Origin of the sequence: Streptomyces sp. NBC_00440, from assembly GCF_036014215.1 — a bacterium.
Taxonomy (GTDB): domain Bacteria; phylum Actinomycetota; class Actinomycetes; order Streptomycetales; family Streptomycetaceae; genus Streptomyces.
In genome coordinates this window covers 5,247,115-5,263,515 of record NZ_CP107921.1, presented here as the reverse complement: position 1 = coordinate 5,263,515, position 16,401 = coordinate 5,247,115, and the positions used below count along the sequence as shown (strand labels likewise).

Annotated in this window: 15 protein-coding genes; 7 read left to right on the top strand and 8 right to left on the bottom strand. The window is 70.9% G+C overall.

Annotated features, from left to right (window positions below; all coding sequences use genetic code 11):
• Positions 1–82 precede the first annotated feature (82 nt).
• Both OHB13_RS23840 and OHB13_RS23835 read left to right on the top strand, forming a co-directional pair.
• Positions 83–382: a hypothetical protein gene (locus tag OHB13_RS23840; protein ID WP_266853719.1), complete on the top strand. Its 300-nt coding sequence runs from the start codon at positions 83–85 to the stop codon at positions 380–382.
• The gene (locus OHB13_RS23835) at positions 379–879 is read left to right on the top strand and encodes a hypothetical protein (protein WP_266853720.1); all 501 of its coding nucleotides are present in this window, start codon (positions 379–381) and stop codon (positions 877–879) included. The genes OHB13_RS23840 and OHB13_RS23835 overlap by 4 nt, the downstream gene beginning before the upstream one ends.
• Positions 880–972: 93 nt before the next feature.
• Here the strand turns inward: OHB13_RS23835 and OHB13_RS23830 are convergent, their stop codons facing one another.
• From OHB13_RS23830 to OHB13_RS23815, 4 genes are all read right to left on the bottom strand, one after another.
• A complete protein-coding gene (locus OHB13_RS23830) occupies positions 973–2,442 on the bottom strand; it encodes a GntP family permease (protein WP_328378433.1) in 1,470 nt (489 codons plus the stop codon).
• Between the two features lie 169 nt (positions 2,443–2,611).
• Positions 2,612–3,022 carry a RidA family protein gene (locus tag OHB13_RS23825; RefSeq protein ID WP_266853723.1) on the bottom strand — a complete coding sequence of 137 codons (411 nt, stop codon included), beginning with the start codon at positions 3,020–3,022 and terminating at the stop codon, positions 2,612–2,614.
• A complete protein-coding gene (locus tag OHB13_RS23820) occupies positions 3,019–3,813 on the bottom strand; it encodes an IclR family transcriptional regulator (RefSeq protein WP_266853724.1) in 795 nt (264 codons plus the stop codon). The genes OHB13_RS23825 and OHB13_RS23820 overlap by 4 nt, the downstream gene beginning before the upstream one ends.
• Positions 3,810–4,982, bottom strand: a complete 1,173-nt coding sequence (locus OHB13_RS23815) for a sugar kinase (protein ID WP_443062964.1) — start codon at positions 4,980–4,982, stop codon at positions 3,810–3,812. The genes OHB13_RS23820 and OHB13_RS23815 overlap by 4 nt, the downstream gene beginning before the upstream one ends.
• A gap of 29 nt (positions 4,983–5,011) precedes the next feature.
• On the opposite strand from OHB13_RS23815, the gene OHB13_RS23810 reads away from it, so the two are divergent.
• The 4 genes from OHB13_RS23810 (at position 5,012) to OHB13_RS23795 (ending at position 9,867) form a co-directional block, all read left to right on the top strand.
• Positions 5,012–6,316 carry an amino acid deaminase gene (locus OHB13_RS23810; protein ID WP_328378431.1) on the top strand — a complete coding sequence of 435 codons (1,305 nt, stop codon included), beginning with the start codon at positions 5,012–5,014 and terminating at the stop codon, positions 6,314–6,316.
• A 74-nt stretch (positions 6,317–6,390) separates the two neighbouring features.
• Complete coding sequence (locus OHB13_RS23805; protein WP_328378430.1) at positions 6,391–7,995, top strand: N-acyl-D-amino-acid deacylase family protein; 1,605 nt, start codon at positions 6,391–6,393, stop codon at positions 7,993–7,995.
• A 146-nt stretch (positions 7,996–8,141) separates the two neighbouring features.
• Complete coding sequence (locus tag OHB13_RS23800) at positions 8,142–9,353, top strand: pyridoxal phosphate-dependent aminotransferase (protein ID WP_164262923.1); 1,212 nt, start codon at positions 8,142–8,144, stop codon at positions 9,351–9,353.
• Positions 9,354–9,480: 127 nt separating this feature from the next.
• Positions 9,481–9,867, top strand: coding sequence for an SCO4983 family protein (locus OHB13_RS23795; protein WP_266853729.1), 387 nt, complete (start codon positions 9,481–9,483; stop codon positions 9,865–9,867).
• 235 nt (positions 9,868–10,102) lie between these two features.
• Here OHB13_RS23795 and OHB13_RS23790 read toward each other — a convergent pair whose 3' ends face one another.
• Positions 10,103–11,935, bottom strand: a complete 1,833-nt coding sequence (locus OHB13_RS23790) for a phosphoenolpyruvate carboxykinase (GTP) (RefSeq protein WP_266853731.1) — start codon at positions 11,933–11,935, stop codon at positions 10,103–10,105.
• Positions 11,936–12,231: 296 nt separating this feature from the next.
• Here OHB13_RS23790 and trhA point away from each other — a divergent pair, with 296 nt between their 5' ends.
• Positions 12,232–12,909 carry a PAQR family membrane homeostasis protein TrhA gene (trhA, locus tag OHB13_RS23785; RefSeq protein WP_266853732.1) on the top strand — a complete coding sequence of 226 codons (678 nt, stop codon included), beginning with the start codon at positions 12,232–12,234 and terminating at the stop codon, positions 12,907–12,909.
• 92 nt (positions 12,910–13,001) lie between these two features.
• Here the strand turns inward: trhA and OHB13_RS23780 are convergent, their stop codons facing one another.
• The 3 genes from OHB13_RS23780 to OHB13_RS23770 all read right to left on the bottom strand — a co-directional run bounded on the left by OHB13_RS23780 (position 13,002) and on the right by OHB13_RS23770 (position 16,313).
• Entirely contained in the window at positions 13,002–15,026 is a 2,025-nt protein-coding gene (locus tag OHB13_RS23780; RefSeq protein ID WP_328378429.1) for a thioredoxin domain-containing protein, read from the bottom strand.
• Between the two features lie 71 nt (positions 15,027–15,097).
• A complete protein-coding gene (locus tag OHB13_RS23775; RefSeq protein ID WP_328378428.1) occupies positions 15,098–15,844 on the bottom strand; it encodes a TMEM175 family protein in 747 nt (248 codons plus the stop codon).
• 64 nt (positions 15,845–15,908) lie between these two features.
• Positions 15,909–16,313 (bottom strand): hypothetical protein, encoded by a 405-nt coding sequence (locus OHB13_RS23770; protein WP_266853741.1) that lies wholly within the window; start codon positions 16,311–16,313, stop codon positions 15,909–15,911.
• Between the last annotated feature and the right edge of the window lie 88 nt (positions 16,314–16,401).

Here is a 16,401-nt window from a genome sequence, read left to right as displayed (position 1 = left end):
GGCCGGCCTGGACTGCTTCCCCGGCACCTGAGGTCACGCGGTCGCACCCCATGGCCGTAACACGCAGTGCTACGCTTCTGTCATGGCGCCCAAGGAACGCTTCAGCATCAGCATGGACCCTGACCTCAAAGCCTCGCTCAAGGAGCACGCACGGGCGGCGGAGCTCGATGTGACGCGCTATGTGACCCTCGCCGTTCAGAAGCAGATGCAGGAGGACGCCGTCATCGCCCGTCGCTTCGCGACGATCGATGCGGACATCGCCGCGACCGAGGCCCTGCCCGCTCCGGAGGGCGCGGAGCTCGGGATCGACGACGCCGAGATCGCGGCAGCGCTCGCGGGTATCGCCCACGCTCTCGCACCTTCGTCGGAAGAAGCGGCGTGAGCCACCCGGCCTTCGTCTACGACGCAGGCATGCTCATCGCGCTCGACCACCAGGACCGCACAGCACACACCTTCCACCAGGCACTGATCCGGCTGGACCATCCGCCCGTGGTGCCCCTCCCGGTGCTGGCCCAGGTCTGGCGCCCGGGACGCTGGACACCGCTGAGCCGGTGTGTGCCCCAGTGCACGGTCTTCGGCACCCGGGAGGCCCGGGTCGCAGGGTGCGGCCCCTGCGACGTGGGGCATCTCGAAAGCGACGCGAAGCGCGCCGGGCAGCTGCTCGCGCTCGCCGCCATCCCCGCCGAGAAACGCCCCGACGCGGTGGACGCCCTCGCCATGGTCATCGCCGCCCGCCATGTCAGCAGCGTGGTCGTGACCTCGGACGTACGCGACCTCGTGGCCTACCGGGATGCCCTGCCCCAGGCGGAACAGAGCGTCCGCGTCCTCCCCGTCTCGGGCCTCGCGGAATTCATGTCCGGCAAGCGCGTCACTGTGTGATCCGCCTGCGGTCGACCGCGGTCGCCCACCGCTGCGTTCCCCGCCCCGAAACCCCGGCAGCGGTCACCGAGCACGTTGCCGGGGCGCGACCTGCTAGATCACCAGGCTGAGCAGCGCGGCGACCACGAAGCCCGCCACCGACAGGACCGATTCCAGCACCGTCCAGGACTTCAGCGTGTCGCGTTCCGATATGCCGAAGTACTTGGCGACCATCCAGAACCCGCCGTCGTTGACGTGCGAGGCGAAGATCGAGCCGGCCGAGATGGCCATGATGATCAGGGCGAGGTGGGGCTGCGAGAGGTGCTGGCCGTCGACCAGGGGCAGGACGATGCCCGCCGTGGTCACGATCGCCACCGTCGCGCTGCCCTGGGCCACCCGCAGCACCAGCGAGATCAGGTAGGCCAGCACGATGACCGGCAGACCCACGTCGTTGAAGGTCTTGGACAGGGCGCCCGCGATGCCGCTGCCGCTGAGGACCGCGCCGAAGATGCCGCCGGCGCCGACCACCAGCAGGATGTTGCCGACCGGCTTGAGCGAGGCGGTCGAGACCGCCTCCAGGGACTTGCGCGACCAGCCGCGGCGGATGCCCAGCAGGTAGTACGAGAGGAAGAGCGCGATCGTCAGGGCGACGAAGGGGTGGCCGAAGAACTCCAGGACCGAGCGGAGCGTCGAGGGGTCCAGCGCGATCGAGGAGAACGTCGCCAGCAGGATCAGGATCAGCGGGGTACCGATGATCGCGAGGACCGTGCCCAGCGGGACCGGCTTCTCCTGCGGCTCGACCCCCAGGGCCTGCTGCTCGGCGACGACCGCGGCCTTGGCCTCCTCGGCGGCCTCGACCATGTCCTGCGGCACCGGGACGAAGAGGCGCTTGCCGATCCACGCCGCGTACACCCAGGCGGCCAGCACGGCGGGGATACCGCAGGCGGCGCCGATCAGGATGACCCAGCCGAGCGAGACGTGGAAGAGCGCGGCGGCCGCGACCGGGCCGGGGTGCGGCGGCAGGAACGCGTGGGTCATCGACAGGCCCGCGAGCAGCGGCATCGCGTACAGGACGATGGACTTGCCGGACCGCTTGGCGGCCGCGTAGACGATCGGCGCGAGGACGAAGATGCCGACGTCGAAGAAGATCGGGATACCGAAGATGAGGCCGGTGAGACCCATCGCGAGCGGGGCGCGCTTCTCACCGAAGAGGTTCAGCAGCCGGGAGCTCAGCACCTCGGCGCCGCCCGAGACCTCAAGGATCGAGCCGAGCATCGTACCGAGGCCGATGATGATCGCGATGTGCCCGAGGATGCCGCCCATGCCCGACTCGATCATCGAGACCGACGACGACTTCTGGACCGTGCCGAAGAGTTCGGTGACGGAGAGTCCGGCACCGAGGCCGACGGCTATGGAGACGCCGAGCAGCGCGACGAACGGCTGCAGCCTGACCTTGATGATCAGGAAGAGGAGCAGTGCTATGCCCAGGACGGCGACGGTCAGCAGACCGGTGGTGCCGCCGACGACGGCGAGCAGTCCGCCGGTGTGGGGTGGCGCTGCGGGGGTGTCAGCGGCGAAGTACATGGGGGAACTCCGTTGTTTCCTCGGGGACTTCAGGGGCGGGGGGGCTGCCGGTGCACAAGGGGAGACTTCAGTGCACGGGAGATGCAGGGGTGCGGCGGAGCAGGGTGGTGCGCGGCACGGCGCCCCGGAAGGGGGAAGGGGCGCCGTGCCGGGTCGGGGTGAGGCGGTGTCAGCCGAGTACGGCGAGCGCGTCGATCTCGATGAGCAGGCCGGGCGGCAGGCCGACGTAGACGGTCGTACGGGCCGAGGCGGGCTGGGTGAGTCCCTGCTCCTCGAAGTACGCGTTGTAGATCTCGTTCAGCTCGGCGAAGTGCGCGACGTCCGTGAGGTAGACGCGCATCATCATCACGTCGTCCCAGGTCGCGCCACCCTCCTCCAGGATCGCCTTGACGTTGGCGAAGGTCTGGAGGGTCTGCTCGCGCAGGGTCGGGCCCGCCGGGGTGGGCGCCTGGCCCTCGACGGCCGGCAGGAAGCCGACCTGGCCGGCGACCTGGAGGATGTTGCCCTTGCGGACGCCGTGCGAGAACTTCGCGGGCGGCGTGGTGTGGGTGGCGGGGGTGAGAGCGGTCTTCTCGGTCATGCCCTTGCTTCCTTCGGGGGGTGGTGCGGGGAAACGGTCTTCGGCTGCGGTGCGGTGCCCGCGTACTCGCCGCTGATGGCGTCGGCCGTGCGGCGCACCAGCGGGAGCAGGGTGAGGAGTTCCTCTGCGGTCACGACCACATTGGGCGCCGACATCGACATGGCGGCGACAACCCGGCCGTCCACGCCCCGGATGGGGGCTCCGACGCAGTTGATGGACTCCTCGTGGCCACCGAGGTCGGTGGCCCAGCCCTGTTCGCGCACCGTGGCCAGCTCCTTGAGGAAGGCGCCGGCGTTCGGAGTCGAACGGGCCGTGTATGTGGGGTAGTCGAGCCGTTCGGCGACGCTGCGCCGCTCCGGCTCGGGGAGGTCGGCGAGCAGCAGTTTGGCGACGGCCGCCACGGTGATCGCGACGGGCCTGCCGATCCGCGAGTACATCCGGACCGGGTAGCGGCTCTCGACCTTGTCGATGTAGAGGACCTCGTTCTCCTCGTACACCGCGAGGTGCACGGTGTGCCCGCACTCCTCGTTGAGCCTGGCCAGATGGGGGTGCGCGATCTCCCGTACGTCGAGGTTCTCGACGGCCTCCTGGGCGAGCGCGAAGAGGCGGGTGCCCAGCCGGTAGCGCTGGTCCTGCTGGCGGTAGACGAGCCCGTGCTCGTGGAGGGTGCGCAGCAGCCGCAGCGCGGTCGACTTGTGGACGCCGAGGCTCTCCGAGACCTGGCCGAGGTCGGCCGGCCCCCGGGCGAGCAGCGGCAGGATGGACAGCGCGCGGTCCACGGTCTGGCTCATGGCGTACATGCCTCCTCTTCGGCGCCGGTCACGTCGGACACGGTCTCGGTCCAGCCGGGGCCGATGCGAAGTGTGCCCCAGGCGGTGTCGTCGAGAGCCGCGAGGCGGTCGGCCACACAACGGGACGGCGGGTCGGCCAGGTCGCCGTGGACGGTGAGGGCGGCGGCGGCCATCAGATGGCCGTGCCGGACGCGGTCGCGGACCGGGAGGCCGCGCAGCGTGCCGGAGAGGAAACCGGCGGCGAAGGCATCGCCCGCGCCCACGGGGGCCACGACGTCGACGCGCAGCGCGGGGACGGTGGTGACGGTGTCGCCCTGCGGACCGCCGGCGAAGACCGTCGCCCCCGCCGCCCCCCGCTTCACGACCAGCACGGCGGGCTCCGGCAGCGCCGCCCGGATCGCGGCAGCGCCCCGTACGTCCCAGGCCGCCGCCGCCTCGTCCTCGCCGACGAACACCACGTCCGCCCCGCGCGCCAGCTCCAGCAGCACCCGGGGGCCGGTCTCGTCTGCGTCGTCGCGCCACAGCCCCGGCCGGAAGTTCACGTCGAAGGAGACCAGCGGGCGGCCGGGCGCCGGCGCGGTCAGTTCGCGCATCAGGGCCAGGCAGCCGGGCGAGAGCGCGGCCGTGATCCCGGAGAGGTGGAGCACCTGCCCCGACCACAGCGCGGCGCGGTCCATCACGCCGGGCGCCATCGCGCTCGCGGCGGACCCGGCCCGGTAGTAGATGACCTCGTGGTGGTCGGCGTCACGGTCGTCGGCGGTACGGAAGTAGACACCGGTGGGCCGGTTCGGGTCGCGCTGGACGGCCGAGGTGTCGACCCCGTACGCCCCGACGGCCTCGGTCAGGTGGTCGCCGAAGCCGTCGGCGCCGACCCGGCTGATCCACCGCGCGGAGTGCCCGGCGGCGGCCAGCGCGCAGGCCACATTGGACTCGGCGCCGCCGATGCCCCGGTCGAAGGAGGGCACGTCGGCCAGTCGGCCGGGGCGGGAAGGCAGGAAGGTGACCATGGACTCGCCGAGACAGACGACGTCCACTGGGGGCCCTGGGGTGTACTGGGCGGTCACGATCGCTCTCGCTCCTCGGTGGTGGGTGGCCGGGGACTCCGTTGACCCGGCGATGGCTCGGATGTTAGACAGCGGTGAGCGATATACGCAATGAGCGTTGCGCATGTTGCAACGCACACTCTCTGGGAGGTTCCATGGCGGGCGCGGCAGGTACGGCGGGCGCGGCGAGTGCGGCGGACGCACGCGAGACCATCGGCGCGGAGGTGGCCGACCACCGCTTCAAGGGGCTGCCGCCCGGCGCCGACGGGCTGACCCTGGCCGCCCTCGCGGCGGAACGCCGCAACCTGTTCACCGGCGGGTTCACCACCCCCGTACTCGCGCTCTCGGCCGAGTCGGTCGAGCACAACCTCGCCCTCATGGAGACGTACTCCACACAGCACGGCCTCGCCTTCGCCCCGCACGGCAAGACGTCGATGGCCCCGCAGCTCTTCGACCGGCAGACCGAGCACGGCGCCTGGGGCATCACCCTCGCCGTCCCGCACCAGGTCCGCGTCGCCCGCGCCTTCGGCGTGCAGCGGATCTTCGTCGCCAACGAGATCGTGGACGCCCCCGCCCTCCAGTGGATCGCCGCCGAACTGGCCGCCGACCCGGACTTCCGCTTCATCTGCTACGTCGACTCCGTACGCGGGGTCGAGCTGATGGACGAGGCGCTGCGCGGCTCCGCCCGCCCGCTCGACGTGGTCGTGGAGCTGGGCGCGGGCGACGGCGCCCGGACCGGCGTACGGACCCCGGCCGATGGCGCTGCCGTCGCCGGAGCGGTGGCCGCGACGGACACGCTGCGCCTGGTCGGCGTCGCCGGTTACGAGGGCGAGGTGCCCGAAGCCGACAGCGAGCGGGTGCACGCCTGGCTGCGCCAACTGGTCGCGCTGGCCGCCGGACTCGACCGCGACGGCCACTTCGCGGGTCTGGACGAGATCGTGCTGAGCGCGGGCGGCAGCGCCTGGTTCGACGCGGTGGCCGACGTCTTCGCCGAGATCCCCGCGCTCTCGGCCCCCGTGCTGAAGCTGCTGCGCTCCGGCGCCTATGTCTCGCACGACGACGGCCACTACAAGCATCTGACGCCGTTCAACCGGGTGCCGTCCGAGGGCGCGCTCCAGCCGGCCTTCCGGCTCTGGGCGCAGGTCGTCTCGCAGCCCACCGGGGAGCAGGCGTTCGTCAACGCGGGCAAGCGGGACGCGGCGTACGACCTCGACCTGCCGCAGGCGCAGGTCGTCCGCGACGCGCGCACCGGCGAGGTACGCCCAGCCACCGGCATCACGCTCACCGGCCTCTCCGACCAGCACGGCTGGCTGCGCACCACGGCCGACGCGCGCCTCGAAGTCGGTGACTGGGTGGGGCTCGGGCTCTCGCACCCCTGCACCTCCTTCGACAAGTGGCAGCTGATCCCGCTCGTCGAGGCGGACGGCACGGTCACGGACTACATCCGTACGTATTTCTGACACAGCTTTCCGACACAGCGCCGGGCAGCGCCGGGAACAGGGCCAGAGGGAACAGGGCAAGGGAGCAAAGAGTCATGGATCTCGTCATCCGCGACGTCCGCGTCGTGGACGGGACCGGCGGGGCCTCGTACCGCGCCGACGTCGCCGTCGACGGCGGCCGCATCACATCCATCGTCCGCGAGGGTTCCGGCCAACGGCCGAGCGCTCCACGGGTGGTGGAGGCACACGGGCTCGCCCTGTCGCCCGGCTTCATCGACATGCACGCCCACTCCGACCTGGCGCTGCTGCGCGACCCCGGCCACGAGGCGAAGGCCGCGCAGGGCGTGACGCTGGAAGTGCTCGGCCAGGACGGCCTGTCGTACGCGCCGGTCGACGACCGCACCCGTACCGAGGTCCGCCGGGCCATCACCGGATGGAACGGCGACGGTTCGGACATCGACTTCGACTGGCACACCGTCGGCGGCTATCTGGACCGGCTCGACCGGGGCATCGCGGTGAACGCGGCGTATCTGATCCCGCAGGGCACCCTGCGGATGTACGCGATGGGCTGGGACGACCGGCCCGCCACCCCGGCCGAGACCGAGCGGATGAAGCAGCTGGTGGCCGAGGGCATGGAGCAGGGCGCCGTCGGCATGTCGTCGGGGCTCACCTACACGCCGGGCATGTACGCGGACGACGCCGAACTCACCGAACTGTGCCGGGTGGTGGCCTCCTACGGCGGCTACTACTGCCCGCACCACCGCAGTTACGGCGCGGGCGCGCTCCAGGCGTACCAGGAGATGATCGGCCTCACCCGGGCCGCGGGCTGCGCGCTCCACCTCGCCCACGCCACCATGAACTTCGGCGTGAACAAGGGGAAGGCACCCGAGCTGCTCGCCCTCCTCGACGAGGCGCTGGACGGCGGTGCGGACATCTCCCTCGACACCTACCCGTACACCCCGGGCTGTACGACGCTCGTCGCCATGCTGCCCAGCTGGGCGAGCGAGGGCGGGCCCGACGCGATCATGGGGCGGCTCAGGGACGAGGAGACGGTCCGGAAGATCCGCCAGGTCATGGAGGTCGAGGGCGCCGACGGCTGTCACGGGGTGCCCATCGAGTGGGACGCCATCGAGATCTCCGGGGTGTCCGATCCCGCGCTGAGCGGCTATGTCGGCCGGACCGTCGCGGCCAGTGCGCGCGAGCGCGGCGAGGAGCCGTGGGCGACCGCGCTGCGGCTGCTGATCGAGGACCGGCTCGGTTCGACGATCCTCCAGCACGTCGGCCACGAGGAGAACGTCCAGCAGATCATGCGCCACCGGGTGCACACCGGCGGCAGCGACGGGATCCTCCAGGGCGACAAGCCGCACCCGCGCGCGTACGGCACCTTCCCGCAGTACCTCGGCCGGTACGTACGGGAGCTGGGCGTGCTGTCCCTGGAGGAGTGCGTGGCGCATCTCACCTCGCGCCCGGCGGCCCGGCTGCGGCTGCCGGACCGCGGTCTGGTCCGCGAGGGCTACCGCGCCGACCTGGTGCTCTTCGACCCGGAGACGGTGGCGGCGGGCTCCACGTTCGAGGTCCCGCGCACCCTGCCGACCGGTATCCCGCATGTCCTGATCGACGGCCGCTTCGTGATCGAGGACGGCCGGCGCACGGATGTGCTCGCGGGGCGCTCGGTCCGCCGTACACCCGGCCGGCCCTGAGAGGCTCACCACTCTCCGGGACCGGGAGTCCCACCGGAACCGCGGCCCATCCTGCTTCCCCCGGCAGGGCGGGCCGCTTCCGTGCCGCTCCCCCTGTGGGGGAAAACACCAGGCCGTCCCCGTTATGTGACCGTAAGGTTGCGGACATGCAGGTGATCCAGTCAACGAAGCTCGCCAACGTCTGTTACGAGATCCGGGGCCCGGTTCTCGATGAGGCAATGCGGCTGGAGGCAGCAGGTCACCGCATCCTCAAGCTCAACACCGGCAATCCGGCCGCCTTCGGTTTCGAGTGCCCGCCGGAAATCCTGGAGGACATGCTCCGCAACCTCGGCGACGCGCACGGCTACGGCGACGCCAAGGGGCTGCTGTCCGCGCGCCGCGCGGTGATGCAGCACTACCAGACCAAGGGCATCGAGCTGGGCGTCGAGGACATCTACCTCGGCAACGGCGTCTCCGAGCTGATCCAGATGTCGATGCAGGCGCTGCTCGACGACGGCGACGAGGTGCTCGTACCCGCCCCGGACTATCCGCTGTGGACCGCGTCGGTCTCGCTGGCGGGCGGCACGGCCGTGCACTACCGCTGCGACGAGCAGGCGGACTGGATGCCGGACCTCGCCGACATCGAGCGGAAGGTCACCGACCGCACCAAGGCGATCGTGATCATCAACCCGAACAACCCGACGGGCGCGGTGTACGACGACGAGCTGCTGCGCGGCATCGCGGACATCGCCCGCCGCCACTCCCTGACCATCTGCTCGGACGAGATCTACGACCGGATCCTCTACGACGGCGCCACGCACACGCCGACGGCGGCCATCGCCCCCGATCTGATGGTCCTGACCTTCAACGGCCTCTCCAAGAACTACCGGGTGGCCGGGTTCCGCTCCGGCTGGATGGCGGTGTGCGGGCCGAAGGCGCACGCCTCCTCGTACATCGAGGGCCTGACGATCCTGGCGAACATGCGGCTCTGCGCCAACATGCCCTCGCAGCACGCGGTGGCCACGGCGCTCGGCGGGCGGCAGTCGATCGAGGACCTGGTGCTGCCGGGCGGGCGCATCCTGGAGCAGCGCGACACGGCGTACGAGCTGCTGACGCAGATCCCGGGGGTGACCTGCGTCAAGCCGAAGGGGGCGCTGTATCTCTTCCCGCGGCTGGACCCGAAGGTCTACAAGGTGAAGGACGACCGTCAGATGGTCCTCGACCTGCTGCGCGCCGAGAAGATCATGGTGGTGCACGGCACGGGGTTCAACTGGCCGGAGCCGGACCACTTCCGCATTGTGACGCTGCCCACGGCGAAGGAGCTGGAGGACGCGGTGACGCGGATCGGGACCTTCCTGGACGGCTACTCCCAGCGGTAGCCGGAGCCGCCGGGAGGCCGGACCGGCGGGGTCACGCCGTCGGCACATCGCGACCCGGCTCAACTTTAGACAGAATCTAATATAGGACGCTAGGATGGAGTCCTGCCCGCGAGGAGGAGGCCATCCCATGTACGAACCGATCCGCACCAAGTCGGTCCACACGGTGGCCGAGGAGTCCGCAGCCGCCGGCTACCCCCGCCGCAGCCGCGACGAGGAGCTGGACATCCAGCTCGCGGGCCATCTGGCCGCACTCCTCGCGGTGACGGACGAGCTGGGCCTGGCGGCCGAGGGCGACCGCATCGCGGAGCAGGTGGCCAGGTTGCGCGGCACCCCGCCGACCCGGCACGCGGGCCTCAGCAACGCCTCCCCCGCCGACCTGCACGCACGGGCCCACCACCTCGCCGGCCGCGCCCTTCTGGTGGCGGCCTCCCGCGCGGACACCGCGGTGGCGATCCTCGCGGCGGAGCGGATGGACGCCCACCAGGCAGCCCGGCACCTCGCCGGCGCCCACTGACAGGCCCCGGTTCGCGGGCCGCGGAGGCGCGCGGACCGGGTGCCATCAACCCACGCCGCTCCTCACGCGGACGAAGGGCTCCTCACGCAGACAGATGGCCCGGCCCCCGAAGCCGGATCTGGCTTCGGGGGCCGGGCCGTTACGCGGCGGGCCTGGGATGACCCCACAGGTCAGGGCGGATGTCGGGTGGACCCGCCGCGTGGCTTCAGCTCGGCTCCGGACGGAGCCGCCGGGATCAGCCCAGCCGCTTCACCAGCGACCGGTACTCGTCCCACAGCTCCTTCGGCGCGTGGTCGCCGAACGTGTTGAGGTGCTCGGGGATCAGCGCCGCCTCCTCGCGCCAGACCTCCTTGTCCACCGTGAGCAGGAAGTCCATGTCGGCCTCCGAGACGTCCAGGCCGTTGGTGTCGAGCGCACCCTTGGCCGGCAGGACGCCGATGGGGGTCTCGACGCCCTCGCCCTTGCCCTCCAGGCGCTCGACGATCCACTTCAGGACGCGGCTGTTCTCGCCGAATCCGGGCCAGACGAACTTGCCCGCGTCGTTCTTGCGGAACCAGTTGACGTAGTAGATCTTCGGCAGCTTCGCCGGGTCCTTGTCAGCACCGACCTTGACCCAGTGGCCCATGTAGTCGCCCATGTTGTAGCCGCAGAACGGCAGCATGGCGAAGGGGTCGCGGCGCAGCTCGCCGACCTTGCCCTCGGCGGCGGCCGTCTTCTCGGACGCGACGTTCGCACCGAGGAAGACGCCGTGGTTCCAGTCGAAGGACTCGGTGACCAGCGGCACGGCCGAGGCGCGGCGGCCACCGAAGAGGATCGCCGAGATCGGCACGCCCTTCGGGTCCTCCCACTCGGGCGCGATGATCGGGCACTGCCCGGCCGGGGTGGTGAAGCGGGCGTTGGGGTGGGCGGCGGGGGTGCCGGACTCGGGCGTCCAGTCGTTGCCCTTCCAGTCCGTGAGGTGCGCGGGCGTCTCCTCGGTCATGCCCTCCCACCAGACGTCGCCGTCGTCGGTCAGCGCGACGTTGGTGAAGACGGAGTTGCCCCACAGCGTCTTCATGGCGTTGGCGTTGGTCCGCTCGCCCGTGCCGGGCGCGACTCCGAAGAAACCGGCCTCCGGGTTGATCGCGTACAGCTGGCCGTCCTCGCCGAAGCGCATCCAGGCGATGTCGTCGCCGATGGTCTCCACGGTCCAGCCGGAGATCGTCGGCTCCAGCATGGCCAGGTTCGTCTTGCCGCAGGCCGAAGGGAACGCGGCGGCAACGTATTTGGACTCACCGCGCGGCGGCGTCAGCTTCAGTACGAGCATGTGCTCGGCCAGCCAGCCCTCGTCCCGCGCCATCACGGACGCGATGCGCAGCGCGTAGCACTTCTTGCCGAGCAGGGCGTTGCCGCCGTACCCGGAGCCGTAGGACCAGATCTCCCGGTCCTCGGGGAAGTGCGAGATGTACTTGGTGGAGTTGCACGGCCACGGGACGTCGGCCTCGCCCTCGGCGAGCGGGGCGCCCAGGGTGTGGACGGCCTTCACGAAGAAGCCGTCGGAGCCGAGCTCGTCCAGGACGTCCTGGCCCATGCGCGTCATCGTGCGCATCGAGACGGCGACGTAGGCGGAGTCGGTGATCTCCACGCCGATCGCGGAGAGCGGCGAGCCGACCGGGCCCATGCAGAACGGCACGACGTACATCGTGCGGCCGCGCATCGAGCCGCGGAAGACACCGCCCTGGCCGCCGGAGCCGGAGAAGATCTCGCGCATCTCCGCCGGGGCCTTCCAGCGGTTCGTCGGGCCGGCGTCCTCCTCCTTGGCGGAGCAGATGAACGTACGGTCCTCGACGCGCGCGACGTCCGACGGGTCGGATGCGGCGTAGTAGGAGTTCGGGCGCTTGATCGGGTCGAGTTTCTTGAACGTCCCCTTGGCCACGAGCTCGCCGCACAGGCGCTCGTACTCGGCTTCGGATCCGTCACACCAGACCACACTGTCCGGTTGCGTCAGCTCGGCGATCTCGTTGACCCACGAGATCAGTTCCTGGTGCTGGGTCGGGAGGACAGGGGGAGCCGCGATGTCGCGCGCCACGATTGCTCCAATGCACGTATGTGAAGGACTGAGGGTTGGTTTGCCCCTTGGGGGCTACGGCCCGGATGCTTCGTAGCCGCTCATCCGGTGCCGCTCGCACTCATCTGATGATCCGCGCAATCCGCCCATCTGTCCAGGGGGTCTCTCACGTGAGCGTCGCCACTCTCACCGCCGGCCTCGGCATCACTGCCGTCACTGCCGTCACTGCCGTCACTGCCGTCACTGCCGTCACTGCCGTCACCGGCCCGGCCTACCGCGCGGCCGGGAACCTACGGGTACGTAGGTAGCATCGCCATATGACTCCCGCCGCACCGGAAGCGACCGCGCTCACCCCGGAGAACATCCAGCCGGTGAAACCGCTGCTGCGCGGCTGGCTGCACGCCGGAATGTTCCCGGCCGTGATCGTCGCGGGGCTCGCGCTCGTGGCCCTCGCCGACTCCACCCGCGCCCGTATCGCCTGCGCGATCTACATCCTCACCGCCTGCATGCTCTTCGGGGTGAGCGCGGTGTACCACCGCGGCACCTGGGGCCGCACCGGCGAGGCCATCCTGCGCAGGCTCGACCACGCGAACATCTTCCTGATCATCGCGGGCACCTACACACCGCTGACGCTGCTCCTGCTCCCCGGGTCGACGGCGGCGCCGCTGCTCTGGGCGGTCTGGGGGGCGGCGTTCGCCGGAATAGCGTTCCGGGTCTTCTGGGTCGGCGCGCCGCGCTGGCTGTACACGCCCTGCTACATCGCGATGGGTTGGGCCGCGGTCTTCTTCCTGCCCGACTTCATGCGGGTGGGCGGGGTGGCCGTCCTCGTCTGCGTCGTCGTCGGCGGGCTGCTCTACAGCGCGGGCGGCGTGATCTACGCGCTCAAGCGCCCGGACCCGTCACCGCGCTGGTTCGGTTTCCACGAGGTGTTCCACTCACTGACGCTGGCCGCTTTCATCACGCAGTACGTGGCGATCTCGCTGGTCGCCTACTGACGGCCCGCACCGCACACGGCAGTGGCCGGGACCCGCCTCCTTCGCTCCGAAGGGGACGGGTCCCGGCCACAGTTGTCGCTACGCGTCTGCCGCTACGCGTCCTGCTGCGCACCGCCCAACTGCTCGGCCAGCACGGCCGGATCGGGAGTCGGCGCGCTACAGGTGAAGTTCCGGCAGACATACGCGGCGGCGCGCCCGTCGAGCAGCGGCCGGTCCACAAGCAGCGGGAACTCGTCACTGCCGCTCTCCCCCGCGGCGACCACCGCGCCCGGGGCGGTGGCCAAGAGCGCGGTGCGGTGCAGGGCCGACGTACCGGCGTCACCCGCGGGTCCCACGACCGCCACCTCGCGCGGCCCGTCGAGGGCGGCTTCCGCCACCGCCAGCCCCCAGCCGATGAAGCGCGGCGCACGCGGGCCGAGCGCCTTCACCACACCGAGCGCCCGTTCGGCGGCGCTGCGATGGGCCTCGGAGCCGGTGTGCGCGGCGTACGAGAGCAGCGCTCCGGCGGCGGCGGTCCAGCCCGAAGGGGTCGCGGTGTCCGTCGGGTCCTGGGGGCGGCGGATCAGCGGCTCGGCGTCGTGCGCGGTGTCGTAGAGCGTGCCGTCCGCACCGGTGAACTGGTCGAGTACGAGATCGAGCAGGAACCCGGCGAACTCCAGCCAGACCCCTTCCCCGGTGACCCCGGCCAGGGCGAGGAACCCCTCGGCGACATCGGCGTAGTCCTCAAGGACACCGGAGTTGGCGCCGGCCCGGCCGTCCCTGGACGTACGGGTGAGCCGGGCGCCCTCGTCCATGTGCAGCCGCACCAGCAGGTCGGCGGCCTCGGTGGCGCGCTCGACCAGGTCGGGGCGGTCGAAGTAGGCACCCGCCTCGGCGAGGGCCGCGACGGCCAGGCCGTTCCACGCCGCGACGACCTTGTCGTCCCTGCCCGGCCGGGCCCGCAGGCTCCGGGCGGCGAGCAGCCGTTCGCGCAGTTCAGCGGGTACGTCGTCGCCGGGCAGCTGGAGGACGGATGCGCCCTCCTCGAAGGTCCCCTCCTCGGTGACCCCGTACAGCTGCGCGGCCCGCTCGCCGTCCTGCTCGCCCAGCACCTCGCGCAGCTGGGCCGGGGTCCAGACGTAGTAGGCGCCCTCGACGTGCCGGCCGTCCGCGTCCTCGCTGTCGGCGTCCAGCGCGGAGGCGAACCCGCCCTCGGGGGTGCGCAGTTCGGTGGCGATGAAGTCGGCGGTCTCCAGGGCCACCCGGCGCGCCAGATCCGATCCGGTGGCCCGCCAGAGGTGCGCGTACACCCGGCAGAGCAGGGCGTTGTCGTAGAGCATCTTCTCGAAGTGGGGCACTCGCCACTCCCGGTCCACGGAGTACCGGGCGAACCCGCCACCGAGCTGGTCGTACATCCCGCCGCGTGCCATCGCCCCGCAGGTGTCGGCGGCCATCTGGAGGGCGCCGTCGGAGCCGGTACGTGCGTGGTGGCGCAGCAGGAACTCGACGGCCATGGACGGCGGGAACTTGGGCGCACCGCCGAACCCGGCGTTCTTGGCGTCGTATTCGCGGGTCAGCGCGAGCAGCGCCCGCGCGAGGTCGTCCGCGGCGGGTGGACCGGCCGCTTCGTGGGTGAGGGAGCGGCCGGCCAGATCCTCCACCACCTTGGCGGCGACCTCGTCCACCTCGCCGCGCCGGTCGGTCCAGGCACCCGTGACGCCTTCGAGCACCTGCCGGAAGGAGGGGCTGCCGTGCCGGGGCGCGGGCGGGAAGTACGTACCGAAGTAGAAGGGCTGGGCCTCGGCGTTGAGGAACACGGTCATGGGCCAGCCGCCCTGTCCGGTGGCGGCCTGGACGGCCTCCATATAGACGGCGTCGATGTCCGGGCGCTCCTCCCGGTCGACCTTGACCGGGACGAAGTGCTCGTTGAGGTAAGCGGCGGTCGGCCCGTCCTCGAAGGATTCGTGCGCCATGACGTGGCACCAGTGGCAGGACGAGTACCCGACGCTGAGCAGCACCGGCACCCCGCGCCTGCGCGCCTCCTCGAAGGCCTCGGCCGACCAGGGCCACCAGTCGACCGGATTGTCGGCGTGCTGGAGAAGGTAGGGGGACGTCTCGTGGGCCAGGCGATTCGGCATGGGGCCAACCCTCCCACGTCCCTCTCAGCAGCCCGGCGATTCAGGCCTCGGACAGCGAAAACGCCCGGCCGTCAGCGGGCGGTGCGCCGGCCTCGCAGACGCGCCAGCCTCGGCAGGACGGCGAGCAGCAACAGGCTGTAGTACTGCAGGACGGGTACGGCGAGCGCGATGGCGAAGGCGATGACCAGGGCGAGGACGTTGAGACAGCTCTCGGTGTACAGGTCCTCGGTCCTCCGGCGGGCCGCCTGGCCGTCTTCCTCCAGGAGTGCCGGGGTGGTTTTCAGGATCCTCAGCATCGCGAACCGGCAGACCATGCTGGTCAGGAGGGTCGAGTAGTAGAACGCCCCCACGAATCGGTCGCGGCCGAAGGCGCCGAGCATCTCCGTCGGCAGAGGAAGTACGACGACGGAGAGCAGCCACCCCATGTTCCACACCATCAGGGAGCGGGTGAACGTCGCGACCGATGAGAAGGTCCGGTGGTGCTCCCGCCAGATGTTCGCGATGACCGCGAAGCTGAGCAGGAAGCTCCAGATCTGGTCGAGGTGACCGGTGATCACCTCGCTGGCGCCCTCGTGGGCGGACGCGGCTTCCGGGACGAGGTCCACCAGCGGCAGGATCAGCAGGGTGATGGAGATCGCGGTGACCGCGTCGGTGAAGAGCACCAGGCGCTCCCCCGAGACGCCCCCCTCGATCCTGTCCGGCGCGGGAACCGACGGCTCTGCCGGGTCGGCCCCAGCTGTCTCGGTCCCTTCCTTCTCGGTCCCTTCCGTCTCGGTCCCTTCCGTCTCCGTCCCGTCGATGACGCCACTGGCATCCATGTGTTTGCACCTTCCCTTTGTCGTGTCCGCCGCGCCTGCGGACGCTCAGGGCTTGGGTCAAGTACTAGACCAGTGGCCTGCGTTCGGGCCACCACCGCTGGACGGCCTCGACGGTTGTCGATGGGCTCACGTTGAAACAGAGCTTCGCACCGGGTGCCAGTTCATGGGTGGTGTCCACCAACACCTCGAAGAGCGGGGTCAGCGCCGGGTCCAGCCGGATGCCGGCGCCGATCACCACGATGTCGTAGTCCTTCCTGGACAGCGCGGCGCGGTAGACCGCCTCGGCCGTGCGGCCGTAGTCGAGCGGGCAGACGTCGACCGCGAAGCCGAGTTCCTTGAGCCGGGCCCGCCCGGCGGCCACGCCGGCCCGGACCGCTTCGGCGTCGATCTCGGGGAACGCCGCCCGCGACGAGGGCGCGTCGTCCACCAGCGCGGGATCAAGCCCGACGATGAGCATGGACGGGGACATGCCGCGATACCTCCTGTGCTTTTGCCTTCCGCTTTCCGGACCGAGGGTAGCCACCGGGGCAACTGCCCGGCCCTCCCACACTTCTGGG

What these genes read in the sequence shown, in the direction of transcription:
- OHB13_RS23840 (WP_266853719.1), top strand. Translation starts at nt 83, where the DNA reads ATGGCGCCCAAGGAACGCTTCAGCATCAGCATGGACCCTGACCTCAAA.
- OHB13_RS23830 (WP_328378433.1), bottom strand. Translation starts at nt 2,442, where the DNA reads ATGTACTTCGCCGCTGACACCCCCGCAGCGCCACCCCACACCGGCGGA.
- OHB13_RS23825 (WP_266853723.1), bottom strand. Translation starts at nt 3,022, where the DNA reads ATGACCGAGAAGACCGCTCTCACCCCCGCCACCCACACCACGCCGCCC.
- OHB13_RS23820 (WP_266853724.1), bottom strand. Translation starts at nt 3,813, where the DNA reads ATGAGCCAGACCGTGGACCGCGCGCTGTCCATCCTGCCGCTGCTCGCC.
- OHB13_RS23815 (WP_443062964.1), bottom strand. Translation starts at nt 4,982, where the DNA reads ATGCGCAACGCTCATTGCGTATATCGCTCACCGCTGTCTAACATCCGA.
- OHB13_RS23810 (WP_328378431.1), top strand. Translation starts at nt 5,012, where the DNA reads ATGGCGGGCGCGGCAGGTACGGCGGGCGCGGCGAGTGCGGCGGACGCA.
- OHB13_RS23805 (WP_328378430.1), top strand. Translation starts at nt 6,391, where the DNA reads ATGGATCTCGTCATCCGCGACGTCCGCGTCGTGGACGGGACCGGCGGG.
- OHB13_RS23800 (WP_164262923.1), top strand. Translation starts at nt 8,142, where the DNA reads ATGCAGGTGATCCAGTCAACGAAGCTCGCCAACGTCTGTTACGAGATC.
- OHB13_RS23795 (WP_266853729.1), top strand. Translation starts at nt 9,481, where the DNA reads ATGTACGAACCGATCCGCACCAAGTCGGTCCACACGGTGGCCGAGGAG.
- trhA (WP_266853732.1), top strand. Translation starts at nt 12,232, where the DNA reads ATGACTCCCGCCGCACCGGAAGCGACCGCGCTCACCCCGGAGAACATC.
- OHB13_RS23780 (WP_328378429.1), bottom strand. Translation starts at nt 15,026, where the DNA reads ATGCCGAATCGCCTGGCCCACGAGACGTCCCCCTACCTTCTCCAGCAC.
- OHB13_RS23775 (WP_328378428.1), bottom strand. Translation starts at nt 15,844, where the DNA reads ATGGATGCCAGTGGCGTCATCGACGGGACGGAGACGGAAGGGACCGAG.
- OHB13_RS23770 (WP_266853741.1), bottom strand. Translation starts at nt 16,313, where the DNA reads ATGTCCCCGTCCATGCTCATCGTCGGGCTTGATCCCGCGCTGGTGGAC.